The organism is Staphylococcus massiliensis, assembly GCF_043186315.1.
Taxonomy (GTDB): Bacteria; Bacillota; Bacilli; order Staphylococcales; family Staphylococcaceae; genus Staphylococcus; species Staphylococcus massiliensis.
In genome coordinates this window covers 1,353,958-1,377,020 of the sequence record NZ_CP171119.1, presented here as the reverse complement: position 1 = coordinate 1,377,020, position 23,063 = coordinate 1,353,958, and the positions used below count along the sequence as shown (strand labels likewise).

Here is a 23,063-nt window from a genome sequence, read left to right as displayed (position 1 = left end):
TTCCAAAATAAAACATTGCACAAAACAAAAAAAAGCCTTATTAAATGCGTGCTGATGCACTGCACTTAATAAAGCTATTTAATACATTTGGGCGTAATGAATTGACCAATTCACGATTAACGATCGAATGGTAAAACTTTAACGTATATATAATGTGTCTCAACGCTACCATTTGGAAAGGTTACATCAATACCTAGACAGTGAAGACCAATAGCCATTGTTTCTGTATCTACCAAGAATTCAAAATGATAACGATCATTAAATGTCTTAAAATTTTCAACGACATCTTCAATCTTTAATCTATCACCTTGATAAAGCATCATCCCCTCTTTAAAAATCGGTTTTAAATAGGTCTTAGACTCTGGTTCTTGAATGAGTTCTGAAACGTCTATTTTATCTATCGAGCAATCTGGATAATTTACAACAACCTTTAAATCATCTTTGAAGTCAAAGGTCGTGCCCTGAGGTAAGTAGGGATTTAAATAAGCCACATCTTTAAGAATACGATTGATTTCATCTTGTTTTAATGACGAGCGAGATTGAACTAAGTATGACCGTTCTGGTTTCAAGATGTGATAAATCTTATTGTAAGGTATGATGGTAACTGTCGCTTTATGATAGCGTTCACTATGATCTGGAAATACAACTTTTACTTCAACCAATTTATCACCTGGCGTCGTTACATCAACCACGTTATTAATGCGAGCTTCAGTACCATAAGTCAAGACCTCAGAATTAAATATAAACCATCTCACATCAAGCTCATTACTTATATGAGATGTGATATGATCTTCAAATTTAATTTTTATTTTCTCACTTAAAAGCCCTTCCTTAATAAGCAAAGATTTATTAATCGTCGTCATGGAATCATCATGATATTGAATGTTTAAGTTCAAATCGTCATCTATTTCTAAAGTAGCTTTATGACGTAATTCAGGATTCTCAGATAAAAAGTGTTTTACTACTTGCTGCTGTTCGCTAACCGTTAGAATTTCTAAATTATCAACGATTGTTTTTGTTGGTATTTTGAGTGGCGTACTTTCAGCTAACGTCATCGCTTGAATTAACTTATTATGCTCAATATTTAATATTGAATCATCATTAAACGAAACCGTAATACTACCATCAACTTCTACGATAACCTGACTTTCATCTAAATGATGATTTAACGCTAAGAAATGATGCAAGATGTCATGTTTTTCTTGAAGCGAAAGATCCCCTAGTTGCTTAACTTTTATCTTAGAAGGTATTCGGATCGTCGTCATTTCCGCTATCGATTTAGCTTTGAACAGTCTTTGATGCCCTAAATTGATAGTCGATTGGTCATGGAACTTAATACTTAAATTACCGTTCATATGAAAGATGAATTCACCCTTATGAAGTAAATGAGGGTTCTCCTCAATAAATCGCGCTCTAACATCATCAATATCTTTTACAGATAAGTGATTAATATCTTCTACTTTTAATACTTCTGGAAAAGTAAAATCTATCGACTCCGCCATAGTAATGGCTTTAATATAGCTCTTATTCTTTAAATACTTATAAGACATATCTTTAAATTTAACTAATAATGAGCCATCTCGTTCAACATAAACTGTAGAGCCTTCTGGCAGGTGTTCATTTCGACTTAAGAAAGCTGTGTGAACCATGTTACGTTCTTCTTGAGACAGATAATTAATATTTTGCACTTTTACTTCTGTAGGCATATTAAGATGAACTAATTCAGCATGTGTCTTCTTGATAAATAATTTCTCAGCACTAATTGTTATTGTAGAGAAGTCAGGAAACGTTATCGTAATAATACCCTTCTCAGAAATGACAGTTTTGGTTCCATTAAGAAAATGCGGATTAGCATGTTTAAAACAGGCAAGAACGTGGTCTAAATCATGTTCTTGAAAATGGTGTAAACTCCCTACTGGCAAAGGATTTGAATAATGTATTTTTATAGATTCATTCAATGGTTTCATGTTGTTTATAGCTACCACATCCTTAGTCGTACATACATATCCCTTAGTTGGATTAGGATGTACGTGCTTAATAAAAAAGCTAGAAGGCTAACATAGACCCTCTAGCTTTAAAGTGTATGGATTAGTTCTCTTTACGACGTTTAGATAAAAATACTGCACCCGCTACTAAAGCTGCAATTCCAAATACCGTAGCATTTGAAGAAGTTTCTAAACCTGTCTTAGGTAACATTTTCTTAGCTTTTTCTTCTTTAGAATCTTTCTTCATGTCTTTAGATTCTTTCTTAGCTTCTTTAGTCGATTTATCTGTTACAGAACCTTTACCAGACTGAGCTTCTTTTTTAACTTGTGCTTCGTAAATACTGTCTGTTCTTGTAGAGTCTTTCATATCTTTGAACGTACCGTCTTCGATGTCGTCATACTTCATAAGTTTTTCTTTGTCTACTTTAACAGCTGTAGATGGTTTAGATTCTAAGCCATCCTTATCGTAAGTAACGGCTGTAATTTCTTTGTCATTTCCGAGTAAAGTAACTTCAAACTTAGCTTTGCCTTCTGTATCTAGTAAACCTTCGGCAATTACGACGTCATCCTGATTGAAGATAACTACATAAGCTTCAGGTACTCCTGAAACAGCTATATCAGCAAGTCCTTCTTTATCTTTGAAAACGACATCTGTAATTTTAGGCGCGTCAATTTTACCATCTCCGACTTGGATTAAGAATGATTTACCTTGCAATCTATCCTTAGTTAAAGACGCAGTTACTTGTACTGTAAATAAACCTTCTTCAGTTGGTGTACCTTCAATGATGCCTGTAGCTTCAGTAAACGTCACACCTTTAGGTAAACCTGTTACTTTAGCAGATAGAATCTTTTTAAGATTTACGCCTTCTTTATAAATGTTTACTAACTTAATTGGCTCACCTTTGTTAACTTTCATAAATGGAATATCAGCAAGTTTAGATACACTCTTACTTTCTGGAGCAACCTTTAAAAGAAATTGGTGAACATCTGATTTATTACCAGCTTTATCATTCACCTCGACAGAAACCGTGAAATCACCTTGAACTACTGGTGTACCTATGATCGTAGCATTTTCATTGTTATAAACGACACCACTTGGTAGACCACTTACTGCAATGCCTTCAACCCCTACATTGTCTGTAGCTACAACGTTAATTGGTTTAAGATCTTCTCCCACTTTACCAGTTTGCTCACCAATAGCTTGTACGACTGGTTTTTCAGTATCCGTTTGTTTAACAGTAGGGTTATCTTCTGCCGCTTGTGCATCGTTAGCCACACCTAATCCTCCAATAAATAATACTGACGCTAATACAGTTGAGAAAGTGCCGATTTTGTACTTACGAATTCCAAAAGTGTTAATGTTTTGTTTACCTTTCATGTTGATCTCCTCACTCTTAAGATGTTGATTCTAGGTATAACTGATGCGTAAAAATTGATTTACAGCAGTATAAAGGGATGAATGGCTATAGAAATTAAATACGTATCGAAATTAATTTTCACCGCAATCAAATTATATAACAATAGTATATTATGTTATGAAATAAATCAAGCATTTATTTTAGAAATGATTATTTGTGCTAAAAATTTAACAACTTTACAAATGAAGCCACAGTATTCACGCCAAAAAAAGAACACACTGCAATGATTTGCAATGTGTCCTCTATAATATAATCAAATATTAAACGCCTTTTACTTCAAGGCCTTCATCACCGTATGCCTTCATGCCACCTTCAACGTTAACAGCATCGATACCTTTATCGTTAAGGTAGTCAACGACTTTAGCACTACGCACACCGCCAGCACATACGATATAATAAGTGTCCTTTTCATTAAATTCGTTTAGGTTGTCAGGAATCTCACCCATCTTAATATGCTTAGCATCTGGAATCATACCCATTTGAACTTCCTCATCCTCACGTACATCTACAATATTAACTGGAGCGTTATTGATGATTTTATCTTTAAGTTCATCTGCAGTAATAGATTTCATAAATAAACATCCTTTCTATTATTTTGCTACAATATTGACAAGTTTTTGAGGAACTGCAATAACCTTCTTAATATCTTTACCCTCTATAGCTTGTTTCACATTCTCATTTTCTAAAGCAACTTGTTCCATATCATCTTTAGAAAGATCTTTGGCAATTTGTAATTTCGCACGGACTTTACCATTAACTTGAACAACAATTTCTACTTCATTATCTACAAGTAAGTTTTCATCAAATGAAGGCCATGGTTCATAAGCAATTGTTTCACTATGGCCAAGTAATGACCATATTTCTTCACCAATGTGCGGCGCGATTGGTGCAAGCATTTTAATGAAACCTTCAGCGAAATCCTTGTTAATTTCGTTCGCTTTATTGCCCTCGTTCACGAACACCATTAATTGACTGATTGCCGTATTAAACTGAAGTTGATCGAAGTCAGACGTTACTTTTTTAACTGTTTGATGGTACGTTTTTTCTAACTCTTTTCCACCATTTGTAACAATCTTATCTGAAAGTGTGCCATCTTCTTTTACGAAAAGACGCCATACACGGTCTAAGAAACGTCTTGAACCATCTAATCCTTTTTCACTCCAAGCGATTGAAGCATCTAAAGGACCCATAAACATTTCATAAAGACGTAACGTGTCTGCACCATGAGACTTAATAATATCATCAGGGTTTACAACGTTACCTTTAGATTTACTCATTTTCTCGTTACCTTCACCAAGAATCATACCTTGGTTAAATAATTTTTGGAATGGTTCTTTAGTAGGTACAACACCAATATCATAAAGCACTTTGTGCCAGAAACGTGCATACAATAAGTGTAATACAGCGTGTTCGACACCACCAATATATAAGTCAACTGGTAACCAGTGTTTAAGTTTTTCAGGATCAGCTAACATTTCATCATTATCAGGGTCGATGAAACGTAGGTAGTACCAACAACTACCCGCCCATTGTGGCATCGTATTTGTTTCGCGACGACCTTTCATACCTGTTTCAGGATCTTCCACGTTGATAAATTCATCAATGTTCGCAAGTGGTGACTCACCTGTACCTGATGGCGCGATATGATCTGTCTTAGGTAGTATCAATGGTAATTCATTTTCAGGAACTGTTGTCATAGAACCATCTTCCCAGTGGATAATCGGAATTGGTTCACCCCAATAACGCTGACGGCTGAATAACCAATCTCGTAATTTATAGTTAACTTTCTTCTCGCCTTTACCTTTTTCTTCAAGTAAAGTAATTGCTTTAGAAATAGCCGCTTCATTTTCTAAACCGTCTAAATCACCAGAGTTAACGTGTTTACCATCACCTTGGTAAGCTTCTTTAGAAACGTCTCCACCTTCAATGACTTCCTTAATAGGTAAGTCGAATGTTGTCGCAAATTCGTGGTCACGTTCATCATGTCCTGGAACCGCCATTACAGCGCCTGTACCATATGACGCTAATACATAATCAGCAATCCAAATAGGTAACTTCTCACCAGATAGTGGATTAATACCATAAGCACCAGTAAAGACGCCAGTCTTCTCTTTAGCTAAATCCGTACGTTCTAAATCTGATTTTTTAGCCGCTTCATCACGGTACGCTTGTACTTTATCCATTTGATCTTCACTCGTAATTTTATTTACAAGTTGATGTTCAGGACTTAATACTAAGAATGATGCACCATAAATCGTATCAGGACGTGTCGTAAAGACTTCAATATTTTCATCATGGCCATCTACATCATATACGACTTTCGCACCTTCAGAACGACCAATCCAATTACGTTGCATATCTTTAATAGATTCTGGCCAATCAAGATCTTCTAAATCTTCAAGTAAACGGTCAGCGTATTCTGTAATTTTAAGTACCCATTGTTTCATTGGACGACGAATTACAGGATGACCGCCTCGCTCAGAAACGCCATCAATGACTTCCTCGTTAGATAACACTGTACCAAGTTCTGGACACCAGTTAACTGGAATCTCGTCTACGTAGGCTAAACCTTTTTTATAAAGTTGGATGAAAATCCATTGCGTCCATTTATAGTAGTTAGGATCAGTGGTACTTACTTCACGACTCCAATCATAACTAAAACCTAGCTCTTGGATTTGACGCTTAAACGTTTTAATATTTTCTTTCGTAAATTCACTTGGATCGTTACCAGTATCTAGCGCATATTGTTCAGCTGGTAAACCAAATGCATCCCAACCCATAGGATGTAACACGTTATAGCCTTGCATACGTTTATATCTTGAAACGATATCTGTCGCTGTGTAACCTTCAGGATGTCCAACGTGTAATCCAGCACCTGATGGATAAGGGAACATATCTAAGGCATAAAATTTCTTTTGACCTAAGTTATCTTCCGCTTTGAAAGTTTGATGCTTTTCCCAATAGTCTTGCCATTTCTTTTCAATTTCATTATGGTTGTAATTCACCACTTGTCCTCCTATTCAATAAAAAAATCACCTCAAACTATTTAAGTATTCAAAGGGACGATGAAACACCGCGGTACCACCCTTTTTCACATATGTGCACTCAAACGTTTAAGATGATTTTAGACATTTTATTTCGATTGGTAAGTTCACCTAAAAGAATACGCTAGTTTACACCACCACTAACTCTCTAAAGAATTCTCTTTAAGTTACTACTCCTATACAATTAATATCTTATTTTAAAACATTTCATATTTCAAGTATTGAAATTGGTTTAAGATGATTTAAAGTCTGAAGGTGAAAGTTTTCTGTCGAATATTTGTATGAATATAAATGAGATAAGCAATAACCCAATCATACTAAAGAACATGATTTGCATGTTAAATGCATCAACTAAGACACCGCCAATTAGTGGTCCGAATGCTTTTCCTATAGTAGAAGCCGAGTTCGTGATACCTTGATAAACACCCTCACGACCTTTAGGCGCTAAATAGTTCGCAATCGTAGGTACTGCTGGCCAAACAAACATTTCAGCAAACGTCATGATCACCATACCGACAACGAAGATACTAAATTGCTGAGCAAAACTTGTTACGATAAACGACAGAATAAAGATGAAGATACCAATCGTCATTTGTAATTTCAGTCGATGCTTCAATCTTGAAACGACCGGTGCAATAATCGGTTGCCCTAGTAAAATTAAGCCACCATTAATCGTCCATAATAAACTATATTGACTCATTGATATATTTAGCGATTGTGTAAATGATGCAATTGTTGTTTGCCATTGTACATAACAAATCCAACATAATACGAACATGACACACAATGTAATCAAGGCATTAAAACGCTTTTTGTTTTGTACGTGCGTCATTCCTTCAAACGTTTCATTCTGCTTGACAGTGGCGTTGTACTTAATTCTAAATTTAAATAAAGCGATAAAAAAGAAAGTTACATACATGAGCAAGTTAGCCATAAAGATATAGTTAAAGCTAAGCTCTGCTACGATACCTCCGAGTGCTGCACCTAATGCAACGCCGATGTTCTGCGCGAGGTAAATCGCATTAAACGTTGTCCGTCCACCTCTTGGCCAAGAAGCTGCAGCTAAAGCGAATATTGCTGGAACAATCATACCGCCACCAAAGCCAAGTATAATCAGCCATATCGCATACCATGGCCAACCGTGGAATAGATTAAGCAATATCGTACTCATCAAACTTAAACTGGTTCCTAACATAATGGTAAAGAAACCACCTATTTTGTCGAAAAGCGTGCCACCAAGTAGATTACCAACGACCATTCCTAATGAATTGACCATCAATACAACACCAGCTGTACTTAAACTCTTACCGAGTTCTTCTTTCATGTATATGGTATTTAATGGCCATAGAAAGCTTGCACCAGTGATATTAATGGCCATACCAATTACGAGCCACCAAACACTCTTAGGCATATTCATGTGTATGACTCCTTTCTCTTTTTTGTCGATTCATCCCCACTATACCATAATATATGTTAAAATCTTGAAATAGTATATCACAGAAAGGAATATCAAATTATGGGAAATCATTTTCCTTATGCTTTTGAAGATAAACGCTATCATACATGGAATTATCACTTAAAAAATAAATTCGGTCAAAAGATATTTAAAGTAGCTTTAGATGGCGGTTTCGATTGCCCTAATAGAGATGGTACTGTTGCCCACGGTGGTTGTACATTCTGTTCAGCTGCAGGTAGTGGTGACTTTGCAGGTAATCGTGCAGATCCAATCGAAGTTCAATTTAAAGAAATTAAGTCTCGTATGCATGAAAAGTGGCACGAAGGTCAGTATATTGCTTATTTCCAAGCATTTACGAATACGCACGCACCTGTAGAAGTACTTCGTGAAAAATATGAAGCCGCTTTAAGTGAAGAAGGCGTAGTCGGCTTATCTATCGCAACTCGTCCTGACTGCTTACCAGATGATGTTGTTGAATATTTAGCAGAACTTAATGAGCGTACGTATCTATGGGTTGAACTCGGCTTACAAACAGTGCACCAAGAAACATCAGATTTAATTAATCGCGCCCACGATATGGATTGTTATTACGAAGGTATCGCCAAGTTACGCAAACATAACATCAATATATGTACACATATCATCAACGGTCTACCTGGCGAGGACTACGATATGATGATGGAGACTGCTAAAGAAGTTGCGCAAATGGATGTCCAAGGCATTAAGATTCACCTTCTTCATCTTTTAAAAGGCACGCCAATGGTCAAACAATATGAAAAAGGCATGCTACAATTTATGACTCAAGATGAATATACGAACTTAGTATGTGATCAACTTGAAGTTTTACCTAAAGAAATGATCGTACATCGTATTACAGGTGATGGACCAATCGATTTAATGGTCGGACCAATGTGGAGTGTCAATAAATGGGAAGTACTAAACGATATTGATAAAGAATTAGCAAACCGTGATTCAGCTCAAGGTGCTAAATTCGAGAAAAAGGTAATCCAATGATTGTTGAACGCATTCTTCCCTTTGCTAAATCTTTAATCACATCACATATTTCTGAAGATAGTATTGTTATCGATGCAACTTGTGGTAATGGTTTGGATACACATTTTTTAGCTCAACAGGTTCCTGAAGGACATGTTTACGGCTTTGATGTGCAAGAAGTTGCGATAAAGTCAACTCAAGTCAAAGTATCCTCATTTGAAAACGTTACCCTATTCCAAGAGAGTCACGAGCACGTAAAATCATGTATTCCGCATCACGATCACCAAATTAACGCTGCTATCTTTAACTTAGGTTATTTACCTAAGGGCGACAAATCCATTACGACTAAGAGCCATTCAACTATAGAGGCGATTAAAAACATTTTTGATATCTTAACGGTAGAAGGCATCATAGTTATCGTGATCTACCCAGGGCACGACGAAGGTAAAATTGAAAAGGATGATGTACTTCAGTACCTTGAGTCATTACCACAAGATAAGGCACACGTACTTAAGTACGCATTTATTAATCAGAAAAATAACCCGCCATTTGTTTGCGCCATTGAAAAGAGAGCATAAAAAAACAGGGTCGTTGACGGTTTGGATGTCATATTCCAAATCATCAACGACCCTATTTGTATGGCTTATATTTTACAAGTATCGATAATTGCTTTTAAGTTATTGACTAAGGCATCTTCTTGAGATTTAATCTCTTCACAAGTATACGTAACAAGGGCATCTTTTTTATCTTTAAAGTCTTCATTGAAATGAATAATAACTGTACGCTCGTCGTTTTCAGGGCGTTCTTTATAAATCCATTTCTTTTCTACTAAATCATTAAAAGTGCGTGTACGTTTATATGATTTAACCTTAACATACTTATCCATTTCTTTTAGTGTCATTGAACCCTTGTGCCATAATGTTATAAGTATTAAGAATTCGTCTTTAGTTAATTTATATTCTTTTTCAATACTCTCAAAGATTGTATCGATATCTTTTTGTAATTCGTCAAGTAATACGACATCACTTACGTTATATTTTGGTGTACTTGCCATACTTAGCCCTCCCTATAAAGCATATATATAGGTTTATACCCCAAAATAATATTTTTTAACCATGATATTTATTTAAATAATTAATTTTAGGCTACATTTTAGTAAATTATACTAAGTAAGCTTTTATACAAGGTGTGAAACTGAATCTTGAATTTCTTTTAACACACTTACAGAGTGATTGAATTGTTCTGTTTCTTTTTCATTAAGTGGTACCTCAATAATATTACGCGCACCATTTTTGTTAACGACAGTTGGAACACCTACATAAACATCTTCTTCTCCATATTCACCTTCTAAATAACTTGAAACCGTTAATACGTGATTTTGGTTACGTAAGATTGCTTTAGTGATGTGCATTAAGCCCATAGCTACGCCGTAGTACGTCGCGCCTTTTGCTTTAATGATGTCATAAGCTGCATCGCGCGTCTTAACAAAAATTTCATCAATGAGTTGAGATTTCTCTGGATCGTTCTTTAAGATATCATATAGTGGTTGGCCAGCGATATTCGCATTTGACCAAACTGGTAATTCTGAGTCACCATGCTCACCAATAATTTGCGCGTGAATACTTGATGGTGATACGTTAAATGTCTCACTTAATAAATACTTAAATCTCGCTGTATCAAGAATAGTTCCTGAACCAATAACACGTTCTTTAGGTAGTCCTGATGTTTTTAAAGTTACGTAAGATAACACATCTACCGGGTTTGTAGCGATTAAAAAGATACCATCAAATCCGCTTGCCATGATTTCAGAAACGATTGATTTAAAGATCTTAGTATTTTTTTCTACTAATTGAAGGCGTGTTTCACCAGGCTTTTGAGCTACCCCTGCACAAATGACTACTAAATCTGCATCCTGACAGTCTTTATAGTCACCCGCTTTAACTTTCACAGGTGACATGCCGTAAGGTGCACCATGATTTAAATCCATTACATCCCCTAATACTTTCTCTTTGTTTAAATCAATGATAACAAACTCATCTGCAACACCTTGGTTGACCATCGCAAATGCATAACTTGATCCAACAGCACCATTACCTACTAATACAACTTTTTTACTTTTTTGTGACTCCATACTTACTTTCCTCTCCCATTCACATATAGTTATGTGATTTATTTCACAAACTAATTATAACAAGTATCTTTTGCTTTTTCAATGCTATTCAAATAAAATTTTAAAACATAAAAAAATAGGCGAGAACATTAAATTCTCACCTATTCATGACATACTTTATTTAACTTCTTCCGCTGAAAAGCCAATTGAATAAATACGATTATTTAAGAATGATAGGATGTATCTTAGGACATAATCCCTTTCTGGTTCGTTATGTATTTCATGGAATAACCCTTCCCAAACTTTGAAGTACATTTCGTTCGTTTTTAAGACTTTAGGAAGGCGCGCCATCGCTTTAACATCAGAGATTTCATCTTCACTACCATACATGATACACATTGGAATTGGCGGGACGTCTTTTAAATGATCCATCGTGTCTTTCATCTTGTGAATAACTTCTTTAAACCAATGATAACTTACCTTACGAATCATTAAGCTATCATCTTTCGCATCTTCAATGACATCTAAATTACGTGTTAAATCGTGTAATTCAATACCTATATCAAATTTAGCATCTTTATTTAAACTTCCAAAATTTGATGCAAGTGCTTTCTTTCGGAACTTGTTACTTTGGTTAAATGAAACAAGTGGTGATATTAAAATAACGCCCTCAAGGTTTAATTTAACGCGTTCTAATAAATTAAGTAAGATTAAACCGCCTAATCCAACCCCTAATACAAACACTGGTAATTCATATTCTTCAGCGATTCGAACCCAATCAAGCACGCGTTCGTGATACACTTCGAACTTTTCAATTTGCCCTTTATTCATACGAGAAGTTTGGCCTTGTCCTGGTAAATCTCCCATAATCACGTGAAAGCCATTTCTACGTAATTTCGTAATTAAATAAGCATAGCGCCCAGTATGCTCTAACATATTATGTGTAATGACGATTACGCCTTTAGCTTCTTTTTCAGCTTCCCATTTCCACATCTCTAAAGCCCCTTCTATAAGAAATTCATACATTTTTATTGTATCAAAATTTATATGTTAAAAACCATTTTAAAGTTTAGGTACTTTACTATTATTATCACAAATTTACTGGTCTAAAACTCATCATTAGATAAGGATTCTTCACATTTCCCCTTTTTGAAAAGCCAAATAAAAAACCACAGCATTCACTGTGGTTTTAAGGCTCTATAATAAATTCGGTTGGTGACCTCATTCGAGGTCATTAGCCGAATTATTTTTTGTACTAAAAGAACGCATTTATCTCTATAATTGTAAGTGACCAAACTAACAAAAAGGAGATAATGCGCCTGTGAATAATTTTATAACAGAACTCTTAAGATTGAAAGAACCAAATTTAGTCATCGAGGAAAAGACTGATGAAAAAGAAATAAAAGGAAGAATCTATATAATGCTTTATGGGGTTCTCTCTTCCAAAGCTGATAAGTGTCAACACTGTGGTATCACTAATCATCAACGCACTATTATAAAGCATGGATTTCGAGTAATTAATGTTAAATTACCACGCCTAAGTGGGTTTCCATGTCTACTAGAATTAAAGAAGCAACGCTATTTGTGTCACAATTGTAATCGAACTTTTGTAGCTGAAACATCTATAGTAGATAAGTATTGTTGCTTATCTAACAACTTGAAAATGTTTATAGCTGACAAAGTTAGAGAAGTACGTTCCATTAAATCTGTTGCCGAATCTTGTTGTGTATCATCACCTACGGTGGTTCGAATCATTAAACAAACCGTTGATGAAATTAGACATAAAGTAGGTTCGCATTTGCCTGAGCACATTATGATGGATGAGTTCAAAAGCGTTAAAAATGTTGATGCTTCAATGAGTTTCATCTATTGTGACAGTACTTCTCATCAAATTATTGACATTGTCAGTGATAGAAGAAAGTTTAACCTCAAAAACTACTTCATGAAGTTTGATCTTTACGCAAGAAAGCGCGTTAAGACAGTATGTATAGATATGTATGAACCATACATGGATCTAATATCAGATGTTTTCCCTAATGCTTTAGTTATTATTGATAGATTTCATATCGTTCAGGCAATTAATCGTGAGATTAACCGTACCCGAGTTAAAGTCATGAATCAAGCTAGACGTAATAGGCGCCCACTTTACAATAAATATAAACGGTATTGGAAACTACTTTTAAAACCTAAGTTAAATCTTAACGCTATAAACTATAAATATCATCGATTATTCAAAACTTTAATTACTGAAAAAGACATCGTTTCGTACTTATTATCTAACGATAATACGCTCAATAACACTTACGAGATAGGACAAGAATTAATACTGGCATTGAAGCATAATGATATTGATTTATTTCGATCAGTACTGTATAAATCTCGTCAAAACCACATTTCAGAAGGTTTAATGAGAGTACTGCGATCATTTATGAAGTATTTACCCTTCATATGTAATACTTTAAATCACCCTATGATAACTAACGGTCCGATTGAAGGCATAAATAATAAAATAAAATTACTTAAAAGAAATGCTTATGGTTATAGAAATTACGCAAACTTTAGAGACAGAATATTACTCATGTCACGCTTATATAAACTTAGACAAAGAAAAACACCTATGCATGAAGTAGCATAGGTGTAGAATGATTGCTTGAAGACTCCCGTGGCTCTGTGAGTAAGGGAGATCCAAGCGAAGCTTTAGCTCCCAACGAGCGCCACAGGAAAGCGAAAAGCAAATCATTCGTCTACGGTTTTACCAACCGAATTTGACGTAGAGCCGGTTTTAAAGTCCCTTATTTTTAAGCTAAATTAAATTTCTTACGCATAAACGGTAAATTTGTAATTAACATTGCTAATAAAATTTCATAGAACATTGGGAATAATTTTGCTAAGAATAAAGTGAACCAATTTTTGAAGAATGCGCCGATTCCTTGGCCACCTGCGTCAAAGTTAGCAATGATCGTGATATCGATTAAGTTTAATACGATAACTACTGCAAAGATAACCCATGCCTTCTTAAGAAAGATTGTAGCAATAACTGCTAATAGCGTAATAATAAGAAGTTCGAAAATAAAATATTGAATAAATTTATCCAGTTGATGACCGAATATGTAGAAACCTAAATCTCTAAACATAACCTCAAAACTCCTTTTTCCAATCTACATTCATATTTTACCATGGTTAACACGATTTAATTTTAAAGATATAGTAAATTTTACAAGGTGTTATTTACACTAAATTTACATTACTAAGGCGTTATTTACTGGAACAGTTAGATGTATTTACATATTGTTTCTTATAATAAGTGAACGATTCTTAAACACTGTCATAATGGTTAAAAGGACTTTTAAAATAAATCAATATAAATTTACAATAGATTATCATGGCATTCACATATACATGATAAGTTGGAATTGAATACGAATACGATTAATAGGAGTTAACTATGAAATTTATCTTAAAATGTATTTTCATAATCTTATTATTATGTGGTGCACCTGTTGTAAACAGTGTATTGCAGCAACCTATTGATGCGAAGGCAAACGCGGTAAATGTTAAGTAATTGTCTAAAAATTATCAATAATTTGAAATAAAGTATGTGAAAACGTTTTCCTCATTTCTGAATCGTGATACACTAGTAAAAAGAAAAGAAATGGGAGGAATTTTCATGGGCTTATTTAAGAGCTTTTTTATTGGTCTTTCTAACAGTACCGCGTTAAACGAGTTAGCTAGAAAGTTTGGCCCGAGTTTGGGGGCAAACAAAGTAGTTGCTGGAGAGACTATCGAGTCTGTTATTGAAACTATCAAGGAGTTAAATCAAAAGAATATCTCTGTATCTGTAGATAGCTTAGGGGAGTTTGTTAATACCAAAGCGGGTACTATTGAATCTAAAAACAAAATCATTGAAGTGATTAACGCGATTCATGAACACAATGTAGATGCACATATTTCTTTAAAGATTAGCCAACTAGGTAGTGAATTCGACAAAGAACTTGCATATGAAAATTTAAGAGAAATTTTATTAGAAGCACACAAATGTGGTAACATCCACATCAATATTGATACTGAAAAATTTGCAAGCTTACATCACATCCTTGAAACATTAGATCGCTTACGCGGCGAGTTCAAGAATGTAGGAACAGTAATTCAAACATATTTATATGACGCTGAAGCAATTGCAGATAAATATCCTGACTTACGTTTACGTATCGTAAAAGGTGCTTATAAAGAATTACCTTCTATTGCATATCAAACTAAAGAAGAAATCGATCAAAACTATATCCGTATTATCGAGAAACGCTTATTAACTGCGACTAACTTAACGTCAATCGCAACACATGACCACGATATTATCAATCATGTGAAACAATTTGCTAAAGATAATAACGTTAATAAAGATCACTTTGAATTCCAAATGTTATACGGTTTCAGAAGCGAGTTAGCTGAATCTATTGCTAGAGAAGGCTATAATTTCACGATTTATGTGCCATACGGTGACGATTGGTTTGCATACTTCATGAGACGCTTAGCTGAAAGACCTCAAAACATTAACTTAGCATTCAAAGAATTTGTAACACCTAAAACTTTAACTGTCGTTGGTTCAGCAGTTGCAGGTGCAGTGGCCGTTGGTGGTTTAATCGCTGGTGTTGCTTCATTATTCGGTAAGAATAAGAAAAAAGACAATAAAGACGAACAACTTCATAAATACGAAGGTTACAACAAATCAAACCAAGCTCACGAACAAGTGAATGGCGAGTTATTTGTAACACCTGATTTTGATAACAATCAAAAATCAAGCTAATTAGATGATAACTAGGGATGCGTGCATCCCTAGTTTTTTCATTTTTAGAAATTTTGAGATATTTCAAGCTTTAGGGTGCACTTGAAACTTGATGACGTGATCCTAATCAAGTCTCAGACCGATTTAAACTTGATGCGTAAATGCTAATCAAATTTCAGACCGTTTCAAACTTGATGCGTAAATGCTTATCAAGTTTCAGACCGTTTCAAACTTGATGGCGAATATCTAATCAAGTCTCAGACCGTTTCAAACTTGATGACGAATATCTAATCAAGTCTTGCACCCTACTCCCCTCATCATACTTAATCCAGGATATACCTAGTCCACTAAATCCATCACATATAGAAATTACAAAAACCCCCCAAGGGAGCACGCTTTCTCCCTTGGGGGGGTTCATTATTTCAACTATCGTTATTTCAAATTACAACTTATGCTTCAGGTAAACTTTTTAATAAGTTTGCCATTTCAATAGCACCTGTTGCAGCTTCAGCACCTTTATTACCAGCTTTCGTACCTGCGCGTTCTACTGCTTGTTCAATTGTCTCAGTTGTAATAACACCGAAGATAACTGGCGTATCAGTTGATTGGTTCGCATGAGAAACACCTTTCGCAACTTCATTACATACGTAGTCGTAATGCGTTGTTGCACCACGAATGACACAGCCTAACGTAATTACTGCATCATATTTATTACTTTTAGCTAATTTTTTCGCTACGAGTGGAATTTCGAATGCACCTGGTACATAAGCGACATCAATGTCATCTTCTTTAACATCATGACGCACTAATGTATCTTTAGCACCATCAAGTAAGCGACCCGTAATAAAATCGTTAAAACGGCTAACCACGATTGCTACTTTTAATCCACTACCTGTTAATTTACCTTCAAAATTCATCTAAATGACCTCCTAAATTAAATGTCCCATTTTTTCTTTTTTTGTAATTAAATACTCATGATTATGTTCATTGTGCTTTGTTACTAATTCAATTCTCGAATTAATATTTATGTCATAGGCTTCTAAACCAGTAAACTTATCAGGATTGTTACTTAATAAATTAACCGATTTAATACCTAAGTGACGAAGGATTTGGGCAGCTACACCGTATTCTCTTAAATCCGCTTCAAAGCCTAAAGCTTCATTAGCTGACACTGTATCATGTCCTTCTTCGATGAGCTTGTATGCTTTAAGTTTATTCATTAAACCAATGCCACGGCCTTCTTGAGAGAGATAAATGATGGCGCCTCCGTGTTCATTAATATACGACATCGCTGCTTCAAGTTGGTCGCCGCAATCACAGCGTTCACTATGGAAGATATCTCCCGTTACGCAAGACGAATGAATACGGACATTTTCAACTTCTCTTAAATCCCCTTTACTAATGACAACATGTTCTTGATTATCAATTATAGAAGTAAAGCCATACATTTCAAATTCGCCAAATTTAGTAGGCATTTTAACTTTAGCTTCTTCTTGAATTAAAGCGTCATATTTTTTACGATACTTAATTAAGTCTGTGATGGTAATCATTTTTAACTGATGCGTTTCTTTAAACTTTTGTAGGTCCTCGCCTTTAGCCATCGTGCCATCCTCATTCATGATTTCACAAATAACACCTGCTGGCTTAGCACCTGATAAACGCGCTAAATCTACACATGCCTCGGTATGACCTTCTCTTTCAATCACACCACGGTCTTTTGCAATCAATGGAAATAAGTGACCAGGTTGATGAAAGTCTACAGCTTCGGATGCATCATCAATTAATGCTCGAGCTGTTAATGTGCGTTCGTGTGCACTGATACCTGTAGTCGTAGATTTATGGTCTATACTAGCTGTAAAGTTAGTCCCATATACATCCCTGTTATTTTGTACCATTGGATTTAAATGAAGTGACTCAGCTATTTTACGTGATATCGGTGTGCAAATTAATCCTCTACCATTTTTAGCCATAAAATTAATCGTATCGTCTTTCATATATTCAGTGACAGCAAGTAAGTCACCTTCATTTTCACGATCTTCATTATCAAGAACGATAACCATGTTGCCCGCTTTCAAGGAAGCAATCGCTTCGTCTATTGTGTCAAATTTCATTCTCATACACCTCAGAAACCATATTTTAATAATTTTTCTTTAGTTAGTTCTGAACCTTTTTGTTGAGATAACTTTTCTACATACTTGAAAAGCATATCCGTTTCTAAATGCACAGGATCGCCAGTTGATTTGTCTTTTAAAATAGTGGCTTTACGCGTTTCAGGAATTAAATGAATTTCAAAATAAGTTTGAGTTAATTTAAAGATTGTTAAACTTATACCATCGACCGCTATGGCACCTTGTTGCACCATCTGATTTAAAAGTTTCTCATCGCATTTAATGGTGTAAATCCATTCGTTCTCTGACGCTTTAATACTTGCAATCGTCCCTTGTCCATCAACGTGTCCTTGAACAAAATGACCACCTAAGCGTCCGGTCGCAAGTAGCGCACGCTCTAGGTTCACGCGGTCACCTTGTTTCAATTTGGCGATATACGTAATCGATTCTGTACCTTGAATCATATCGACAGTAAAACTTTCATTTGTAAAAGACGTCACAGTTAAGCACGTCCCATTTACACTAATAGAATCACCGATATGCATATCTTCAAGGATTTTATCACAGCCTATTGTTATCTCAACGACAGGACCACTTTTATTCATACGTTTTATTTCACCGACTTCTTCGATAATACCGGTAAACATACGTATCACTTCCTTTTTAAAGTGAGTTTGACATTATCATCCAACATTTGGGTATTCATAATTTGAAATTGAGGTGTTTGGTCAAGTGGATTCACATTATCAGTCTGATAAAACTGATATTGACCAGTTCCACCTATGAGTTTCGGGGCATAATAAAGAATGAATTGATTGGTAAATGAAGAAGTAAGAAATTGTGAGGATACATTAGGGCCCGCTTCAACAAGCACACGACCAATGCCTCTTTCGAAAAGCACATTCAAGATCTGTTCTACTTCACATTTAGGTAAATATATAATTTCTATATGTTCATATGGCGATTTCAAGTTTTCATTCTCAGTAATAATAGTTACTGGATGAGTTGGATCTTGGTAAATTTGCTGGTCGAATTGGATATCACTTTTACGCGATAAAATAAATCGCTTAGGATTTTTACCCTCTTCAATACGTGTCGTTAAAGTTGGGTCATCCGCTAAGACAGTTTGGTGACCTGTTAATATCGCATCATGTTCATGACGTAATCTAAAGACATCTTGTTTAACTTTCTTGTTCGTAATCCACTTACTCTCACCATGGTCATTCGCTTGTTTACCGTCTAGCGAGCATGACACTTTTACCGTAACAATTGGCTTTTGTTGAGATTTAGATTTGAAGAAACTGTCATACAATCGATGCGCTCGATCACTTGGACGATACGTCACATCAATCCCGTGGTCCTCAAGTACATCGTGACCTGTTTTCTCAAGAGAAACGTCTTTGGTCGCATAAACGACCTTTGTAATACCAGCCTCGATAATCTTAAGCGCACATGGAGGCGTACTACCATAGTGTGAACAAGGCTCTAAAGACACATATATCGTCGCACCTTTACAGCGTTCAGAGGCCATATGTATCGCTTGAACTTCAGCATGGGCTTCACCTTGTTTCAAATGGCTACCGATTCCGACAATATTGCCATCTTTAACAACAACCGCGCCTACAGGTGGATTTTGACCTGTTTGACCGTCTACCATTTCTGCCAATGAAATCGCATATTCTAAATAATTCGTCATGTTATCACCTCATAAAAAAACACCCGACGTATAACAGGTGATGGTTTGAAAAGTATAACAAAGTAAGCCTTTCATTCTATAAAAAGGCACACTTAATACAATGCTACAATGAGCATCTTCATTCTTTCTCCCATCCAGACTTTAACTGTCGGCTCTAGATTCTCACTAGATCAGCCACATAAAGATTATGCAGGTCGCAGGCTTAACTTACTGCCGGTTAGGAATTTCACCTTGCCCCGAAAGAATTCTATTCAATTATATTTAAACCCTATTAGGTGATAAATCAGAAATATTCTGATATCAATATCATACCTTATTCATAGGTTATTTACAATTCTAAAATATCATCACGTTAAACAATAAAAAGGTTACGACGATTGTAACCGCCGCAACCTTTTAAAATTATTTATCTTATTTCTTTTTCTTATCTTTCTTTTTACTGTCTTTCTTAGACGCTTTCTTCTTATCGTCTTTTGATTTCTCTTTTTTCTTTTTGTGTTTCTTATCTTTCTTCTTGTCTTTCTTGTCTTGTTCTAAGTCGTCATCTTTACGCGACTTTTTACTTTTCACTTTTTCGTCTTTTTCAGATTTTTTCTTTTTAGCTTTCTTTTTCTCTTTTTTCTTAGATTTGTCATCTTTAGATTTTGACTCAGAAACTTTCTCTTTAACGTCTACTGTTTTGTATAAGGATTCAACAGCGGTTCTTACTTGTTGTAGGATCATTGTCACACTATTACGTTGGTAGTTCACACCATTCGTTAACTGACCAATCACTCTAAAGTCACTTAGCGTTCCGTATTTAGAACTAATGACCTCATTCGTAGCTGGTACAATTTGTACACCGCCCATTGGATGTGGTTGAACAATTTGGCGGTTATAAATGTCTTGAACGAGCGCGTCATCACTATCTAACTCATCTAAATGCGTCTTTGGACCCGTCGCATTAATTAAGACATCATAGCGAACTTCATCTCGAACGCCTTTATATTTGATTCTAAACTTACCATAATAATGTCTTACATTCTCGACACCTTTTTTAATAGACAGTCGACCCATTTGAATTTCATCGATTAATAACTTAGCTGTAGACGTAGGCATAGGGTTCGCATTGTCTTTTAAATAACCATTATATTCAGTGTGAAATAATTTTTGATCCTCTTTCGATAAACTATTCCAAATCCAATTCATATTTTCTTTAATTTCTTCAATCAAGCTTTGGAAAAGCCCTACCTCATCTGCGTGTCTTAAGTCGTAGTTTAAGTCACGCACTGGATTACCCTGTTTACGGTGTAGTAATTTTTTAAGCGGAATACCTAATGTATCACATTCTTTCTTAAATAAATCTAAAACTTCATTTAAAGGTACGACGCCAAAGTTCTTAAGTTTAAGTTTTTGGAAGTTGTCTTGTGTTAAATGTTGTAATTCAATATCATATTTTGTTCCACGTACACTAGGTAATTTACCTCCGCGACTCGCAATCGTAACTGGCATTTTGTCATGATGCTTTAACACATAACGTACAACGTCAATACTCGCTAAACCAGTTCCAATTACAGCTACACGGTCTCTATCTTTAACGTCATCAAGCGTTGAGATTGTTGGATATGGCGACGGAATAAAACCTTTTTTCCCTTTTAAATTGTAAGGATCTTTGTATGATAGTGAACCAACCGTAAAGAACACATAATCGTATTGCTTACATAAACTGTGATCGTTATTCGTACAAACATTATAAATAATTGCCTTTAGCGATTTATCTTCTTCAATAAATATTTGAGTGACTTCTTCTTCTACTATATTAATATTTTTGTAAGTTTCAGTTATTTCGCTTAAATAATGTCTCATATATTGACCGAATAAATAGCGTGGTAAGTAAGTGGCATCCCCATATTTTTGTTCGGTTTTATTTTCGTACCATTCGCGAAATTCGTACGGGTTCTCTAAGTTTAAAGACATTTGGTCAGCCGGTAAATTAATTAAAAGTTCTTCGCTATCATTTTGGAAAGGCACACCCTGCCCCATATTGCGAGAATTATCATAAACATCAATTTCTATATCTTCAAATTTATCGTACTTCACCATTTCTCTAAGAATACTGACGCCTGCAGTACCTGTCCCAATAACGGCTACCTTCATATATATCATTCCTTTATAAGCTTTTTCGTTTTTTATTTACGTTTATTATAATACCAAACGTTCATTCACATTATTTATACCCTTTTCAAAAGCATTCAAATTCAGAATTTCAAATATCTTACATTGATTCTGAATTTAAGATATAGTAAAATTACAAACTATTATAAATCCTGACAACAAACGGAGTGATAATCTTGAAATTTATACTAAAAGTTATCTCAGTGATGATCGTCATTTTTGCTTTCTTATCTCGCAAAAACGTTGCTAAATAAATTACCCTTTAATCGTAAAGTTAGAACGTATAGAAAAGGTAGTTCAGACGTCTTATTGACCTGAACTACCTTCTCTTTATATCTAGTTGTCTTTAATAGATGCTTTCTCTTTTTCACCATCACCATCGCCAGACTTATAATGAAAGACTGTGAAGTACTTACCTTCTGTATTAATATCTTCATAGAATTCTGAGATTAAAGAAGCATTACTTTCTGCCCATTTAATATCCGTAGCGTATTGATGTTCCCCAGGATTTTTAGGGTTCCATCTCATACTATATAACGTATTTTGACCAGTACGTGATAGGAAATGTTTGTGAATGAATTCTGCGCCACCTTCGATAGCTTTTTCAGGTGTGTCCCAACCTTTTTTCTTAGCGTACTCTGAACCAGTCTTAATTGGTGCTTCGTCTCTAGCGCCTACGCCAAAGAAGTTATAGTATTTTTTACCATCAATTTCAATACCTTTAGAAAGTTCACTTTTATTATCGCCTGTTTCTAAGATTGCATGAGAAATTAAGTAAACTTCATTAATATTGTATTTCTTTGAGGCTTTTACAAAATCATCCGTATGATTTCTAAGCATTTCACGGTCACGTAACATACGCTTGATTCTATTTTCTTTAATCCCTTGGTATTTTGAGAGATTTAAAAACTGATACTTTTGCTCTTTATCATCAGCAATACGTTCGGTATCAAGCATTTCTTTTATTTCTTCACTATCAGCATCTCGCCAAGTTTTGTTTTTATCATCAGATGTTTGTTGACTTGTGTGATTATTGATTTGTTTCTTCGCTGCTTTATCTAATGTTGTATCTAACTGCTCAACTTTAACGACCTCTTCAACATCTTCAAAGAAGATTTGATCTGCAATCATCATGAAAAAGATAATACCTGCTATTAATACTGCAAGTAACAATCCGACGATTGCCAACTTTGAGCCTGATTTCTCTTGTTTCATATCTACACCTCTCAAATACTGAAATCCAACTTTCAAAATATGTATGATAGAGCTTAATTTTATCACTCTACTATTGAATCATCAATTTATTACTTAATTTAACA

At 35.0% G+C, this 23,063-nt stretch carries 19 protein-coding genes and 1 riboswitch; of the genes, 4 read left to right on the top strand and 15 right to left on the bottom strand.

Going from position 1 to position 23,063, the window contains the following annotated elements:
- Positions 1–116: 116 nt before the first annotated feature.
- The 5 genes from ACF3N8_RS06755 to ACF3N8_RS06735 form a co-directional block, all read right to left on the bottom strand.
- On the bottom strand, positions 117–1,967 hold the full coding sequence (locus ACF3N8_RS06755) for a Rib/alpha-like domain-containing protein (RefSeq protein ID WP_392449773.1): 1,851 nt from the start codon (positions 1,965–1,967) through the stop codon (positions 117–119).
- Between the two features lie 121 nt (positions 1,968–2,088).
- Positions 2,089–3,363 (bottom strand): putative Ig domain-containing protein, encoded by a 1,275-nt coding sequence (locus tag ACF3N8_RS06750; protein WP_238100967.1) that lies wholly within the window; start codon positions 3,361–3,363, stop codon positions 2,089–2,091.
- Between the two features lie 300 nt (positions 3,364–3,663).
- Entirely contained in the window at positions 3,664–3,975 is a 312-nt protein-coding gene (locus ACF3N8_RS06745) for a rhodanese-like domain-containing protein (protein WP_009381983.1), read from the bottom strand.
- A gap of 18 nt (positions 3,976–3,993) precedes the next feature.
- Positions 3,994–6,411, bottom strand: a complete 2,418-nt coding sequence (gene leuS, locus ACF3N8_RS06740) for a leucine--tRNA ligase (RefSeq protein WP_238093294.1) — start codon at positions 6,409–6,411, stop codon at positions 3,994–3,996.
- Positions 6,412–6,679: 268 nt separating this feature from the next.
- On the bottom strand, positions 6,680–7,864 hold the full coding sequence (locus ACF3N8_RS06735) for an MFS transporter (protein WP_009381985.1): 1,185 nt from the start codon (positions 7,862–7,864) through the stop codon (positions 6,680–6,682).
- A 99-nt stretch (positions 7,865–7,963) separates the two neighbouring features.
- On the opposite strand from ACF3N8_RS06735, the gene ACF3N8_RS06730 reads away from it, so the two are divergent.
- Both ACF3N8_RS06730 and ACF3N8_RS06725 read left to right on the top strand, forming a co-directional pair.
- Positions 7,964–8,917, top strand: a complete 954-nt coding sequence (locus ACF3N8_RS06730) for a TIGR01212 family radical SAM protein (protein WP_238101838.1) — start codon at positions 7,964–7,966, stop codon at positions 8,915–8,917.
- Positions 8,914–9,474 carry a class I SAM-dependent methyltransferase gene (locus ACF3N8_RS06725; RefSeq protein WP_009381987.1) on the top strand — a complete coding sequence of 187 codons (561 nt, stop codon included), beginning with the start codon at positions 8,914–8,916 and terminating at the stop codon, positions 9,472–9,474. Before ACF3N8_RS06730 ends, ACF3N8_RS06725 begins: the two co-directional genes overlap by 4 nt.
- 65 nt (positions 9,475–9,539) lie before the next feature.
- Here the strand turns inward: ACF3N8_RS06725 and ACF3N8_RS06720 are convergent, their stop codons facing one another.
- The 3 genes from ACF3N8_RS06720 to ACF3N8_RS06710 all read right to left on the bottom strand — a co-directional run bounded on the left by ACF3N8_RS06720 (position 9,540) and on the right by ACF3N8_RS06710 (position 11,999).
- Positions 9,540–9,950: a MarR family transcriptional regulator gene (locus ACF3N8_RS06720; protein ID WP_009381988.1), complete on the bottom strand. Its 411-nt coding sequence runs from the start codon at positions 9,948–9,950 to the stop codon at positions 9,540–9,542.
- 123 nt (positions 9,951–10,073) lie between these two features.
- Complete coding sequence (locus ACF3N8_RS06715) at positions 10,074–11,027, bottom strand: L-lactate dehydrogenase (RefSeq protein ID WP_238100964.1); 954 nt, start codon at positions 11,025–11,027, stop codon at positions 10,074–10,076.
- A gap of 156 nt (positions 11,028–11,183) precedes the next feature.
- Positions 11,184–11,999 carry an alpha/beta fold hydrolase gene (locus ACF3N8_RS06710; RefSeq protein ID WP_009381990.1) on the bottom strand — a complete coding sequence of 272 codons (816 nt, stop codon included), beginning with the start codon at positions 11,997–11,999 and terminating at the stop codon, positions 11,184–11,186.
- A 328-nt stretch (positions 12,000–12,327) separates the two neighbouring features.
- Here ACF3N8_RS06710 and ACF3N8_RS06705 point away from each other — a divergent pair, with 328 nt between their 5' ends.
- Positions 12,328–13,641: an ISL3 family transposase gene (locus tag ACF3N8_RS06705; protein ID WP_009385730.1), complete on the top strand. Its 1,314-nt coding sequence runs from the start codon at positions 12,328–12,330 to the stop codon at positions 13,639–13,641.
- A gap of 163 nt (positions 13,642–13,804) precedes the next feature.
- Here the strand turns inward: ACF3N8_RS06705 and ACF3N8_RS06700 are convergent, their stop codons facing one another.
- Complete coding sequence (locus ACF3N8_RS06700; RefSeq protein WP_009381991.1) at positions 13,805–14,140, bottom strand: hypothetical protein; 336 nt, start codon at positions 14,138–14,140, stop codon at positions 13,805–13,807.
- A gap of 533 nt (positions 14,141–14,673) precedes the next feature.
- Here ACF3N8_RS06700 and ACF3N8_RS06695 point away from each other — a divergent pair.
- Positions 14,674–15,807, top strand: a complete 1,134-nt coding sequence (locus tag ACF3N8_RS06695; protein ID WP_238101839.1) for a proline dehydrogenase family protein — start codon at positions 14,674–14,676, stop codon at positions 15,805–15,807.
- Between the two features lie 428 nt (positions 15,808–16,235).
- Here ACF3N8_RS06695 and ribE (ACF3N8_RS06690) read toward each other — a convergent pair whose 3' ends face one another.
- From ribE (ACF3N8_RS06690) to ACF3N8_RS06665, 6 genes are all read right to left on the bottom strand, one after another.
- Positions 16,236–16,703 (bottom strand): 6,7-dimethyl-8-ribityllumazine synthase, encoded by a 468-nt coding sequence (gene ribE / locus ACF3N8_RS06690; protein ID WP_009381993.1) that lies wholly within the window; start codon positions 16,701–16,703, stop codon positions 16,236–16,238.
- A 12-nt stretch (positions 16,704–16,715) separates the two neighbouring features.
- A complete protein-coding gene (locus ACF3N8_RS06685) occupies positions 16,716–17,897 on the bottom strand; it encodes a bifunctional 3,4-dihydroxy-2-butanone-4-phosphate synthase/GTP cyclohydrolase II (RefSeq protein ID WP_009381994.1) in 1,182 nt (393 codons plus the stop codon).
- 11 nt (positions 17,898–17,908) lie between these two features.
- On the bottom strand, positions 17,909–18,541 hold the full coding sequence (gene ribE / locus ACF3N8_RS06680; protein ID WP_009381995.1) for a riboflavin synthase: 633 nt from the start codon (positions 18,539–18,541) through the stop codon (positions 17,909–17,911).
- A 5-nt stretch (positions 18,542–18,546) separates the two neighbouring features.
- Positions 18,547–19,590, bottom strand: coding sequence for a bifunctional diaminohydroxyphosphoribosylaminopyrimidine deaminase/5-amino-6-(5-phosphoribosylamino)uracil reductase RibD (gene ribD / locus ACF3N8_RS06675; RefSeq protein WP_238101840.1), 1,044 nt, complete (start codon positions 19,588–19,590; stop codon positions 18,547–18,549).
- Positions 19,591–19,708: 118 nt separating this feature from the next.
- A riboswitch (FMN riboswitch) is annotated at positions 19,709–19,838 on the bottom strand.
- Positions 19,839–20,001: 163 nt separating this feature from the next.
- A complete protein-coding gene (locus tag ACF3N8_RS06670) occupies positions 20,002–21,726 on the bottom strand; it encodes an FAD/NAD(P)-binding protein (protein ID WP_009381997.1) in 1,725 nt (574 codons plus the stop codon).
- Between the two features lie 354 nt (positions 21,727–22,080).
- Positions 22,081–22,959, bottom strand: coding sequence for an N-acetylglucosaminidase (locus tag ACF3N8_RS06665; protein WP_238093286.1), 879 nt, complete (start codon positions 22,957–22,959; stop codon positions 22,081–22,083).
- Positions 22,960–23,063 lie beyond the last annotated feature (104 nt).